Raw genomic sequence first — 12,495 nt, 5'->3', positions numbered from 1 at the left:
AAGGCTATGGCTCGCATTGTCATGAAATTCGGCGGCACGTCCGTCGCGAACCTCGAACGCATTCACAATGTCGCACGGCATGTGAAACGCGAAGTGGATGCCGGCCATGAAGTGGCCGTGGTCGTTTCTGCCATGTCCGGTAAAACCAACGAGCTGGTGGACTGGGTGCAGAACGCCGCGAAGGTGGCTGGCGCCAACGCCGCCTCCTTTTTCGACGCGCGCGAATATGATGCGGTTGTTGCATCCGGCGAACAGGTGACGTCAGGTCTTCTGGCGATCACGCTGCAATCCATGGGCATCAATGCTCGCTCCTGGCAGGGCTGGCAGATCCCGATCCGCACCGACAATGCGCACGGCGCCGCCCGGATTCTGGAAATCGACGGTTCCGATATCGTCAAACGCATGGGCGAAGGCCAGGTTGCCGTTGTTGCCGGTTTCCAGGGCATCGGTCCTGACAACCGCATCGCGACGCTCGGCCGCGGCGGTTCGGACACCTCGGCTGTCGCCATCGCCGCCGCCGTCAAGGCGGATCGCTGCGACATCTATACGGATGTCGACGGCGTCTACACGACCGACCCGCGCATCGAGCCGAAGGCTCGCCGCATGAAGAAGATCGCCTTCGAGGAAATGCTCGAAATGGCGTCTCTCGGCGCGAAGGTTCTGCAGGTTCGCTCGGTCGAGCTTGCCATGGTACACAAGGTGCGCACCTTCGTTCGCTCCAGTTTCGAGGATCCCGATGCGCCGGGCATGGGCGACCTCATCAACCCGCCCGGTACTTTGATTTGTGACGAGGATGAAATCGTGGAACAGGAAGTCGTAACCGGCATCGCCTATGCCAAGGATGAAGCACAGATCTCGCTGCGCCGCGTGGCCGACCGTCCGGGCGTCTCCGCCGCGATCTTCGGGCCGCTCGCCGAAGCGCATATCAATGTCGACATGATCGTGCAGAACATCTCCGAAGACGGTTCGCGCACCGACATGACCTTCACCGTTCCTTCGGGCGACGTCGCCAAGGCTATCAAGCTTCTGGAAGACAACAAGGCCCAGATCGGCTTCGACGTCGCGCAGAACGAGACGGGCCTCGCCAAGGTGTCGGTCATCGGTATCGGCATGCGCAGCCACGCCGGCGTGGCCGCCAGTGCCTTCAAGGCGCTTGCCGAGAAGAACATCAACATCAAGGCGATCACTACCTCCGAGATCAAGATTTCGATCCTGATCGACGGCGCCTATGCCGAACTTGCCGTTCGCACTTTGCATTCCGCTTACGGCCTCGATAAAGCTTGAACCCGAGGCATCGGTTCCCGATGCTCCGATTCTTCGGAGTTGCGTTCTTCCGATGCGGCGTTTCATGAAAGCGTGTCCCTTGCGGGACGCGCTTCTCGCGCTATAAATTTTTAAATGACCTTTTGATTCCCGAATATTATGACATTCGGATCGGAAGCGTCGGGGAGCAAACGCGATGAGAGACCTTTCCGCAGGTCCGCGTGTCCTGCTCAAGCGGCTGCGCGAAATGATGGCGGAGCACCTTGAACCGCAGGAGCGTCTGGACCAGATCGTCCGTCAGATTGCCAGCAACATGGTGGCGGAGGTTTGCTCGGTCTACGTGCTGCGTTCCGACAGCGTGCTGGAACTTTATGCGACCGAAGGTCTCAATAAGGATGCCGTGCATCTTGCCCAGCTGAAAATGGGGCAAGGTCTTGTCGGCACCATCGCCGCGTCCGCCCAACCGCTCAATCTTTCCGATGCGCAGGCGCATCCCGCTTTCCGCTATCTTCCTGAAACCGGTGAGGAAATTTATCATTCCTTCCTCGGCGTGCCGATTTTGCGCTCCGGTCGCACTCTTGGCGTTCTTGTGGTCCAGAACAAGGCCAGCCGAACATATCGGGAGGATGAAGTTGAAGCGCTCGAGACAACCGCGATGCTTATCGCTGAAATAGTGGCGAGCGGTGAATTGAAGAAGATCACCCGCCCCGGCGTGGAGCTGGACCTGACGCGCGCGGTTTCCATCGATGGCGATGGTTATGGCGAAGGAATCGGCCTTGGCCACGTCGTGCTGCACGATCCGCGCATCGTCGTGACCAACCTGCTCAATGAAGATGCCGATACGGAAATCCGCCGTCTTGCCGACGCCATCGGCTCGCTGCGCCTGTCGATCGACGACATGTTGCAGCGCCGTGACGTGCCGACCGAGGGCGAACACCGCGAGGTTCTCGAGACCTACCGCATGTTCGCCCACGATCAGGGCTGGGTGCGGCGCATGGAAGAGGCCATCCGCAACGGCCTGACGGCGGAAGCGGCGGTCGAGAAGGTGCAGAGCGACACCAAGGCGCGCATGATGCGGCTCACTGACCCCTATCTGCGTGAGCGCATGCATGATTTCGACGATCTCGCCAACCGGCTGCTGCGCCAGCTGATCGGTTTTGGCGGGCGTGGGCCGGAGCAGGATTTCCCGCTCGACGCCATCGTTCTGGCGCGCGCCATGGGCGCTGCCGAGCTGCTGGATTATCCGCGTGAAAAACTGCGTGGACTGGTGCTCGAAGACGGCGCGGTGACCAGCCATGTCGTCATCGTCGCGCGGGCCATGGGCATTCCGATCATCGGGCAGGCGACCGGGATCGTCGCGCTGGCGGAAAATAACGATCCCATCATTATCGATGGCGATGACGGCCAGGTGCATCTGCGCCCGATGTCGGATTTGCAGCGCGCTTATGAAGAAAAGGTGCGCCTGCGCGCCAAGCGACAGGAGCAGTTCCGCGCGCTGCGCAATGTCGAGCCGATCACCAAGGATGGCCAGAAGGTCAATCTGAAGATGAATGCGGGCCTTTTGGTGGACCTGCCGCAACTGGAGGAATCCGGCGCCGATGGCATCGGCCTCTTCCGCACCGAACTGCAATTCATGATCGCCTCCAACATGCCGAAGGGCGAGGAGCAGGAGGCGTTCTACCGCTCCGTTCTGCGGCAGGCTAAGGGCAAGAGCGTTACCTTCCGCACGTTGGATATCGGTGGCGACAAGGTCGTTTCCTATATGCGGGGCCAGGAAGAGGAAAATCCGGCGCTGGGCTGGCGGGCGATTCGCCTGTCGCTCGACCGTCCGGGCCTGATGCGCACGCAGATGCGTGCACTGTTGCGCGCCGCATCCGGTGCTGAATTGCGCATGATGTTGCCGATGGTGACGGAAGTGTCAGAAATTCGCGCCGCCCGCGACCTGTTACAGAAGGAAGTGCAGCATCTCTCCAAATTCAGCCATGCGCTGCCGAAAAAGCTGCAATTCGGCGCCATGCTGGAAGTGCCCTCCCTGATGTGGCAGCTCGATGAGCTGATGCAGGAGGTGGATTTCGTGTCCGTCGGTTCGAACGACCTGTTCCAGTTCTCGATGGCGGTCGACCGCGGCAATGCGCGTGTTTCGGATCGTTTCGACAATCTCGGCAAGCCGTTCCTGCGCATTCTGCGCGATATCGTCCGCGCTGGCGAAAGGCATCACACATCGGTCACGCTGTGCGGCGAAATGGCGGGCAAGCCGCTTTCGGCCATGGCGTTGATCGGCCTCGGCTTCCGTTCGGTCTCCATGTCACCGACGGCAATCGGTCCGGTCAAGGCAATGCTGCTCGGGCTCGATGCCGCGCGCCTTGCCGAAGAGCTGAACGCGGCGCTGGACGATCACAATTCGCTGGAAAGCGCGCGCGAGGTGTTGTTACGCTTCGCTGCGACGCATTCCATTCCCGTTTAGAGCTTTTCCAGGAAGAGTGGACCCCGGTTTTCCGTCCGGAAATGCGTTAAAGCAAAAAGTTAGAGCGTTTTCGCGTTTCGATGAAAAGCGAAAGTGCTCTAAAAGACCTGTTTCATTATTGGAGTGACTGGTGGCGAAGCTTCCCGTCGAAAAAATGCGCGAGTTGGAAAGACGTTTCGGCGAGATCGAAGCGCGCATGTCGGCAGGCCCGGCAGCGGATGTCTATGTGAAACTGGCTTCGGAATATTCCGAACTCGAGCCGGTGGTGAAGAAAATCCGCGACTACGAGAAGGCTGTTTCCGAGGCCAACGATCTAGAAGCGCTTTTGGCCGACAAGACGACCGACAAGGATATGCGCGAGCTCGCGGAAATGGAGCTGCCAGAGGTCGAGACCCGTATCGGCGAGCTTGAAAAGGATATGCAGGTCCTGCTGTTGCCAAAGGATGCGGCGGACGAAAAAAGCGCGATCCTCGAAATTCGAGCCGGAACCGGCGGTTCCGAGGCGGCACTGTTCGCCGGCGATCTTTTTCGCATGTATGAGCGCTTCGCATCGACCAGGGGCTGGAAGGTGGAAGTTCTTTCCGCAAGCGAAGGTGAAGCGGGCGGTTACAAGGAAATCATCGCCACGATCAGCGGGCGAGGGGTGTTCTCCAAGCTGAAATTCGAATCCGGCGTGCACCGTGTGCAACGTGTGCCTGAAACGGAAGCGAGTGGTCGCATTCACACATCTGCCGCCACTGTTGCCGTGCTGCCGGAGGCGGAAGACATCGACGTCGAAATCCGTCCGGAAGACATCCGTATCGACACGATGCGCGCGTCGGGAGCCGGCGGCCAGCACGTCAACACCACAGACTCCGCCGTTCGCATCACCCATCTTCCCACGGGCCTGATCGTTACCAGCTCGGAGAAATCGCAGCACCAGAACCGCGCCAAGGCCATGCAGGTTCTGCGCTCCCGGCTTTACGATATCGAACGCCAGAAGGTGGAGAGCGAACGCTCTGCCGACCGCAAGAGCCAGGTGGGTTCGGGTGATCGCTCCGAGCGCATCCGCACCTATAACTTCCCGCAGGGTCGCGTTACCGATCACCGCATCAATCTCACGCTCTACAAGCTGGATCGGATGATCGAAGGCGAGATCGATGAACTTGTGGATGCGCTGATCGCCGATTATCAGGCGGGACAACTCGCCCAGCTCGGCGAACAGCTTTGAGCACGGCGGCTGAAGCGAGTATCGCGAGCGCGCTTGCCGCCGCCCGCAAAAGGCTGCAGACAGCCGGGATCGATGATCCGCTTCTCGATGCGCGGCTTTTGATTGCGGAAGTCGTCGGTTTCTCATTGACCGATTTCGTGATGAAGCCAGACCGCCCGGTCACCGCGGAAGAAAACGCGCGTATCACCGCCATGATCGAGCGGCGGGCCTTGGGCGAACCGGTGCATCGCATTCTCGGCCACCGCGAGTTTCACGGCCTTGATCTTCTTCTATCGAAGGAAACACTCGAACCCCGCCCGGATACAGAGGTTCTCGTCGATACGCTGTTGCCGGCGTTAAAGGAGACGGTTTCCCGAACGGGTAGCGTCCGCATTCTGGATTTAGGCACCGGAACGGGTGCAATCTGTCTGGCACTGCTAAAGGAATGTACGCAGGCGTCCGGTATTGGCAGTGATATTTCGGCCGATGCGCTGGAAACGGCCGCCAGAAATGCCGCTCGAAATGGCCTCAGTTCACGCTTCGAAACCATTCGCAGTGACTGGTTTGAAAAAATCTCTGGCCGCTTTGACATAATTGTGTCGAATCCGCCCTATATAAGAACTGATATGGTAGCAACGCTCGACCGGGAGGTTCGTAACCACGACCCGATGGCGGCGCTGGATGGAGGTCAGGACGGCCTTGCACCGTACCGCCTCATCGCTGCAGATGCAGGCCGCTTTCTTGTGGAAAACGGGATTGTCGGTGTGGAGATCGGTTTCGATCAAAGGCTTGATGTTTCCGCTATATTTGCTTCCCACGGCTTCTCTCTTCTGGACGCCGTCAAGGATTATGGCGGTAACGACAGAGTTTTGACCTTCCGGAGATAGTTGTTCGCGATATGTCTGCGGATTTTTTGCAAGGATATTTTGCACAGCAAAAGAAAAGGCTTGGATTTCCGCGGGAAGCGGGATAGTTTGCGGCCACATGCCGGGTGGCTGAGGACGAACTGAGATTCGTCAGGGTATGGGTCAGTCCCGAAGCGGGTTCTTTAAGGAGCCCTGAAAGGCTGGGCGTTTCCGGCATGTGAATCAGTAAACTTTGTTCGCAGGCGGCTCGGTGCAGCATTTGCGCAGCCGGTCGTCATACGCGAGGTCTTGCCCGGGAGTTATCTTCGGCAAGGCGCGTGATGGAGCAATTTCAGGAAAAAATTTCCAGCGGTTTTCCGCCCGGAATTGCATGAAAACAACCAGATTGTCAGCAAAACAGAATTCAGGTGAGCAATTGATGAGGCCAGGACAGCAAAACAAGCGCGGCCGGGGGCGTGGAAACAACAACAATAACAATGGTGGCGGTAACAACAACTTTAACCGCAAGGGCGGCAACCCGCTCACCAGGACTTATGACAGTTCCGGCCCCGATGTTAAAATCCGTGGCACAGCCCAGCATATAGCGGAAAAATACGCGGCGCTGGCGCGCGACGCGCAGAGTTCCGGCGACCGCGTGATCGCTGAGAATTATCTGCAGCACGCTGAACATTATAACCGCATCATTGCGTCGGCTCAGGCCCAGATGCAGGAACGCTTCCAGCGCGACGACCGCGGCGAGTACAATGCCGCCGACGGTGACGATATGGAAGTGAACGACGGCGATGAAGGTGCCGTTGCGCCGCAGCAGCAGGCCGAACAGGCCGAGCGGGCGCAGCAGCCCGAACGCCAGGAGCGTAACGAGCGGAACGAACCGCGCCAGGAGCGTCGTGAGCGTCCGGATCGCCGCGAACGGCAGGAGCGTCAGCCGCGCCAGCCGCAGGTGACCGCCGAACAGCAGCCTCCGGTTTACGACGCCAGCCAGGCGCCGCAGCCCGTCATTGAAGGCACGCCCATGGAAGTGGCTGTCGAGGAAGAGCAGCAGCAGGCGGAAGCACCAGCGGCTGAACGTGCCCCGAAGACCCGCCGAGCAGCTGCCCCCCGTCAGCGTCGCCCGCGCCGTACCGCCGCGGCGGAAGGCGCCGAAGGCGAAGAAACGCCTGCGGGTGAAGAGGTCGCGCCTCTCGAGAATGCTGCCGAATAAGCAGCGTCTGCAAATCACATGGCGATTGAAAAACTCCGGCTTGCCGGAGTTTTTTGTTTTCGGCGGTAGTTCACCTTCTCCAGCTTCATCCGGCGAGGCGAATTGACACCTGTCAGATCGAACGAAAATTTCCCGATATGGCGGATTTGCTCCCCTTTAAACCGATGAAAACGGCTCCCATATTCGTGCAGGAAGGACAAACACCGCATCGTCGGTGCCGACCAGCGAGAGGCGACGGACGTGAAATCTCTTAAGCACGGCTGTCGTAGCGGGGCTTGCCTTTTGAGGGAGCCTCAACCCTAACACCCGGTGCCGTGCCGAAAGCGGGCGGGCCGGTCTATGGAGGTTCGACTATGAATATTGAAAAATACTCCGAGCGCGTTCGCGGTTTCCTGCAGTCGGCGCAGACCTTCGCGCTTGCCGAAAACCATCAGCAATTTTCGCCCGAACACGTTCTGAAGGTACTGCTCGATGACGAGCAGGGCATGGCGGCATCGCTGATCGAGCGCGCCGGCGGCGACGCCAAGGAAGCGCGTCTTGCCAATGATGCGGCACTTGCGAAATTGCCCAAGGTTTCCGGCGGCAATGGCGGCCTTTCGCTCACCGCGCCGCTTGCCAAAGTGTTCTCGACTGCGGAAGATCTCGCCAAGAAGGCCGGCGACAGTTTCGTCACTGTCGAGCGTCTGCTGCAGGCACTTGCGATTGAAAGTTCCGCCACCACTTCGGCTTCCCTGAAGAAGGCCGGCGCAACGGCGCAGGCGCTTAATCAGGTCATCAATGATATCCGCAAGGGCCGCACGGCTGACAGCGCCAATGCCGAACAGGGCTTCGATGCGCTGAAGAAGTTCGCGCGCGACCTGACGGAAGAAGCCCGCGAAGGCAAGCTCGACCCTGTCATCGGTCGCGACGACGAGATTCGCCGCACCATCCAGGTCCTGTCGCGCCGTACCAAGAACAACCCCGTTCTGATCGGTGAACCCGGCGTCGGTAAAACGGCGATTGCGGAAGGCCTTGCGCTGCGTATCGTTAATGGCGACGTGCCCGAAAGCCTGAAGGACAAGAAGCTGATGGCGCTCGATATGGGCGCGCTGATCGCCGGTGCGAAATATCGCGGTGAGTTCGAGGAACGCCTGAAGGCGGTTCTGAACGAAGTGCAGGCCGAGAATGGCGGCATAATCCTGTTCATCGACGAGATGCACACGCTGGTCGGCGCCGGCAAGGCCGATGGCGCGATGGATGCGTCCAACCTCTTAAAGCCCGCGCTTGCCCGCGGTGAGCTGCACTGCGTCGGCGCCACCACGCTCGATGAATATCGCAAGCATGTGGAAAAGGATCCGGCCCTTGCACGCCGTTTCCAGCCCGTTCTGGTGGATGAGCCGACCGTTGAGGACACGATTTCGATCCTGCGCGGTCTGAAGGAAAAATACGAACAGCACCACAAGGTCCGCATCTCGGATTCGGCCCTGGTTGCGGCTGCGACGCTTTCCAACCGCTACATCACCGACCGCTTCCTGCCTGATAAGGCAATCGACCTGATGGACGAGGCCGCTTCGCGTCTTCGCATGCAGGTGGATTCCAAGCCGGAGGAACTGGACGAATTGGATCGCCGCATCATTCAGCTGAAGATCGAGCGCGAAGCCCTGAAGCAGGAAACGGATCAGTCGTCCGCCGACCGCCTCAAGAAGCTCGAGGACGAGTTGGCCGATACGGAAGAAAAGGCGGATGCGCTGACGGCCCGCTGGCAGGCGGAAAAGCAGAAGCTCGGCCATGCCGCCGACTTGAAGAAGCGGCTGGATGAAGCCCGCAACGAGCTGGCAATCGCCCAGCGCAACGGCCAGTTCCAACGCGCCGGCGAATTGACATATGGCATCATTCCGAGCCTTGAAAAGGAACTGGCTGCGGCGGAAGCCCGCGACAGCAGCGGCGCCGGCTCAATGGTTCAGGAAGTGGTGACGGCGGACAATATCGCCCATGTCGTTTCCCGCTGGACCGGCATTCCGGTCGACAAGATGCTGGAAGGCCAGCGCGAAAAGCTGCTGCGCATGGAAGACGAGCTTGCCAAGTCCGTTGTCGGGCAGGGCGAGGCCGTTCAGGCGGTTTCCAAGGCGGTTCGCCGTTCGCGCGCCGGCCTTCAGGATCCCAACCGGCCGATCGGTTCGTTCATCTTCCTCGGCCCAACGGGCGTGGGCAAGACCGAGCTGACCAAGTCGCTCGCTCGCTTCCTGTTCGACGACGAAACCGCGATGGTTCGCCTCGACATGTCGGAATATATGGAGAAACACTCCGTCGCGCGGCTGATCGGCGCGCCTCCCGGCTATGTCGGTTACGAAGAAGGCGGCGCGCTGACGGAAGCGGTTCGCCGTCGGCCCTATCAGGTCGTGCTGTTCGACGAGATCGAAAAAGCGCATCCGGACGTGTTCAACGTCCTCTTGCAGGTGCTGGATGATGGCCGCCTGACGGATGGCCAGGGCCGCACCGTCGATTTCAAGAACACCATCATCATCATGACCTCGAACCTCGGTTCGGAATTCATGACGCAGATGGGCGACAATGACGATGTGGATTCGGTTCGCGAACTGGTCATGGAGCGGGTCCGGTCGCATTTCCGGCCGGAATTCCTCAATCGTATCGACGATATCATCCTGTTCCACCGCCTGCGGCGTGACGAAATGGGTGCGATCGTGGAAATCCAGCTGAAGCGTCTCGTCTCGCTCCTGGCAGATCGCAAGATCACGCTCGAACTGGATGAGGATGCCCGCAACTGGCTTGCCAATAAGGGTTACGATCCGGCTTACGGCGCGCGTCCGCTGAAGCGGGTGATCCAGAAATCGGTTCAGGACAGGCTGGCGGAAATGATCCTCGGCGGTGAAATCCCCGATGGTTCACGGGTTAAGGTAACCTCAGGCACCGACCGCCTGCTGTTCAAGGTCAAACCCGCCAAGGGTGAGGCTGAGACTGAAACGGCCGATGCGGCATAAAATGAAAGGGCTCCGGAAACGGAGCCCTTTTCATTTGACAACTTTTTAACCCGTAAAAGTCCGCCGAGTTACCGGCTCGCCACCTGATTAGGCTTGTCCGCGATGTTGAGCAGATTGTCGATGCGCTTTCTCTCATCGGAGAACCGCGCCAGCGCCTCGCCGGAAAGCGACTTGCCGCCCGGCAGGCGCACCTTCATGGCGTCCACTTTGGTGCCGTTGACGATCAGCTCGTAATGCAGATGCGCGCCGGTCGAAAGGCCGGTCGATCCCACATAACCGATCACCTGACCCTGCCGGACCTTGGAACCTTCGGTCACGCCCTTGGCGATGGCGCTCTGGTGGTTGTAGGAAGAGACATAGCCATTGGCGTGGCGGATCAGGGTCTGGTTGCCGTAACCGGATGCCCAGCCGGCCTTCTCCACAATGCCGTTACCGGTCGCGATGATCGGCGTTCCACGGGGCGCCGCCCAGTCGGTGCCGGTGTGCATGCGGCTGAATTTCAGAACCGGATGGCGGCGCATACCGAAACCGGATGTCATGCGGCCGTTCGGAACGGGGTTGCGCAACAGGAACTGCCGGATGCTTTTGCCGTTCTCGTCGAAATAATCGATGCTGTTGTCGTCCGGGTTCTGGAAACGGTAAAAACGTGTCTCGTTGTCGCCGAATTTGGCGTTCACGTAGAGCAGTTCCGACTTGTCCGTCGCCTTGCCGTCCGCGTCCTCCACGGAGAAAAAGGCCTCCAGCGTATCGGCCGGCTTGAGCTGCGCCTGAAAATCGACGCTGCTGGCCAGAAGCTTGATGAGCTGCGAAACCATGCTCTGGTTCATGCCGTAAGCCAGAGCCGCACGGTAGACTCCGTCATAAACGCTCGGCAGATCGCGACCGGCGGCAGGCGTTGGCGTACTGTCGAAGGCGGTCGCCACGGCGTCGAGCTTCGGCGGTTCGCTAGCCTTGACGAAACGCTTGCGATCATCGATGGCCATGGTGACCATGTGGCGTCCCTTGCGATAAAGGCTCACGCGCACGATGTCGCTCTTTTCGTCCTCCTGGATGATGCCGACGCGCAGAACGTCGCCGCTTTCGACATTGTTCGACTGGATTTGCGGCGAAAGCAGCCCGGCAATTTCGGAGGATTGCGCCTTCGAATAACCGGCGCCGAAGAGGGCAGCTTCGATTGTCTCCGTCTGGCGGGCAGGGATGATGTCGTCGGCATATTCCTTGGCGGGAACCGAGGGTGATTGCGGGGTCGAAACCGACATGTTTTGCTCGACAACGCGGGCAGCAAGGCCGGCGGTAATGTCGACATCGCCATCATCATTATCGAAGCGGCGTGGGTCGATGTAGTAGAGTGCCGCAACTTGCTCGTTACCGTCCGTCAGGATCGAGCCGTTTGAACGTACCGCTTCCTCGACCTCATCGAAGCTCAGGGAGCCCGCAAAAGCATATTTAGAGTGCTGGATGGGAAAGGCGACGGTTTTCAGGCTGACTTCGGATTCGACCTCGGAGCCGTAGATCGTGCCGGTGCGGCTCGCCGCCGGAGCGGGCGCATCCTTGTCGTCGTTGCTGGCAAATATGTTCAGCGGATCAAAGGCGGGGTAGTCATCCTGTTTCGCGTAATTGGACGCCAGCGGAATTTTGACGTGAGAGAAGGGGACCTTGCGGACCACTTCCTTGTCGCCTTCATTGATAACGGTGGAAACTTCCATGATCGAGCGATCGGAGGGGCGGGCCGCGATGTTCGGAGCAACGAGGCGCGTGCCGCGACGAGCTGCCTCCGTCACATTGTCGCCCATATCCGTCTTGGCGAAAGCTTCGGCGGGAATGGCAAGCTGCTGGCGACCGTCAAGAGCGGCAAACAGCGCAACCCCCATCAAGATCGAAGAGGTAATCCCCGTGAGGAACGTGCCCGAAAGCCAGCGCAACGAAATCTCACGGCGATCGGGTGCACGTCGTCCTTCCGCCAGAATTGGCGGTTCCGTGCCTAGCGACCGGATCACATTGCGATCCGCAGTCATACCAGCTGTGCCCTGTCGGTCATGCGCTCTCCAGAAACTTCACGCGAAGATGTGCAACTTTCAAAGCCGTGAGTCAAATCGGTCGACGCACCGGAAGACATGTCGCAACCGTCTGTATAGGGACACGCGCAGGCATGTCTCGTGTTAACGCTTCGTTGGCAAAGCAATTGGCGAGGAAGGGGGCTAAAAGAAGGCGCGCGACCCGCCTTCATGCGCGTGGGCGTACTCTCCTGTGCAAAACCACAAGCTCGGTGGCGTCTTATTATGCCGATACGCTCATGAAAACGAAATTTCCTTTTAGAATCATGCAGATATAACATTTCTTTATTTTTTCGAATTTGGTGTGTTGACTTGTTTGAGGGTGATCTCTTATAAGTCCGCTCACTGAACGAGGGCGGCGGCGCTGCTGGCGACGAAGTCTTTCGTTCTAAGAAAATCAAGAAGATGAGCTGAATGCTTGTTTGTTTCCGGGGTTTTGAGCCTTGGGGGATTGATTTTGTGACTGCTGATGTGGTCTGT

7 protein-coding genes are annotated in these 12,495 nt (G+C 59.3%); 6 read left to right on the top strand and 1 reads right to left on the bottom strand.

Annotated elements, in window-relative coordinates:
• Nucleotides 1–6 precede the first annotated feature (6 nt).
• The 6 genes from AGR1_RS26550 (at nt 7) to clpB (ending at nt 9,961) form a co-directional block, all read left to right on the top strand.
• Nucleotides 7–1,284 carry an aspartate kinase gene (locus AGR1_RS26550; protein WP_077984980.1) on the top strand — a complete coding sequence of 426 codons (1,278 nt, stop codon included), beginning with the start codon at nt 7–9 and terminating at the stop codon, nt 1,282–1,284.
• Nucleotides 1,285–1,459: 175 nt separating this feature from the next.
• On the top strand, nt 1,460–3,727 hold the full coding sequence (gene ptsP, locus AGR1_RS26545) for a phosphoenolpyruvate--protein phosphotransferase (protein ID WP_077984940.1): 2,268 nt from the start codon (nt 1,460–1,462) through the stop codon (nt 3,725–3,727).
• A gap of 130 nt (nt 3,728–3,857) precedes the next feature.
• Complete coding sequence (gene prfA / locus AGR1_RS26540) at nt 3,858–4,937, top strand: peptide chain release factor 1 (protein WP_149148977.1); 1,080 nt, start codon at nt 3,858–3,860, stop codon at nt 4,935–4,937.
• On the top strand, nt 4,934–5,803 hold the full coding sequence (prmC, locus tag AGR1_RS26535; RefSeq protein ID WP_149148976.1) for a peptide chain release factor N(5)-glutamine methyltransferase: 870 nt from the start codon (nt 4,934–4,936) through the stop codon (nt 5,801–5,803). The genes prfA and prmC overlap by 4 nt, the downstream gene beginning before the upstream one ends.
• A gap of 397 nt (nt 5,804–6,200) precedes the next feature.
• Nucleotides 6,201–6,983: a DUF4167 domain-containing protein gene (locus tag AGR1_RS26530; protein WP_077984937.1), complete on the top strand. Its 783-nt coding sequence runs from the start codon at nt 6,201–6,203 to the stop codon at nt 6,981–6,983.
• A 353-nt stretch (nt 6,984–7,336) separates the two neighbouring features.
• Nucleotides 7,337–9,961: an ATP-dependent chaperone ClpB gene (gene clpB, locus AGR1_RS26525; RefSeq protein ID WP_142913466.1), complete on the top strand. Its 2,625-nt coding sequence runs from the start codon at nt 7,337–7,339 to the stop codon at nt 9,959–9,961.
• 68 nt (nt 9,962–10,029) lie between these two features.
• On the opposite strand, the gene AGR1_RS26520 is transcribed toward clpB, so the two are convergent.
• Nucleotides 10,030–11,976 carry a M23 family metallopeptidase gene (locus tag AGR1_RS26520; protein WP_149148975.1) on the bottom strand — a complete coding sequence of 649 codons (1,947 nt, stop codon included), beginning with the start codon at nt 11,974–11,976 and terminating at the stop codon, nt 10,030–10,032.
• Nucleotides 11,977–12,495 lie beyond the last annotated feature (519 nt).

This window comes from Agrobacterium sp. B1(2019) (genome assembly GCF_008274755.1).
Lineage (GTDB): Bacteria > Pseudomonadota > Alphaproteobacteria > Rhizobiales > Rhizobiaceae > Agrobacterium > Agrobacterium salinitolerans.
Note: the sequence above shows the minus strand (reverse complement) of the source record. Positions and strands in the feature narration are given on the sequence as shown.

What these genes read in the sequence shown, in the direction of transcription:
- AGR1_RS26550 (WP_077984980.1), top strand. Translation starts at nt 7, where the DNA reads ATGGCTCGCATTGTCATGAAATTCGGCGGCACGTCCGTCGCGAACCTC.
- AGR1_RS26520 (WP_149148975.1), bottom strand. Translation starts at nt 11,976, where the DNA reads ATGACTGCGGATCGCAATGTGATCCGGTCGCTAGGCACGGAACCGCCA.
- clpB (WP_142913466.1), top strand. Translation starts at nt 7,337, where the DNA reads ATGAATATTGAAAAATACTCCGAGCGCGTTCGCGGTTTCCTGCAGTCG.
- ptsP (WP_077984940.1), top strand. Translation starts at nt 1,460, where the DNA reads ATGAGAGACCTTTCCGCAGGTCCGCGTGTCCTGCTCAAGCGGCTGCGC.
- AGR1_RS26530 (WP_077984937.1), top strand. Translation starts at nt 6,201, where the DNA reads ATGAGGCCAGGACAGCAAAACAAGCGCGGCCGGGGGCGTGGAAACAAC.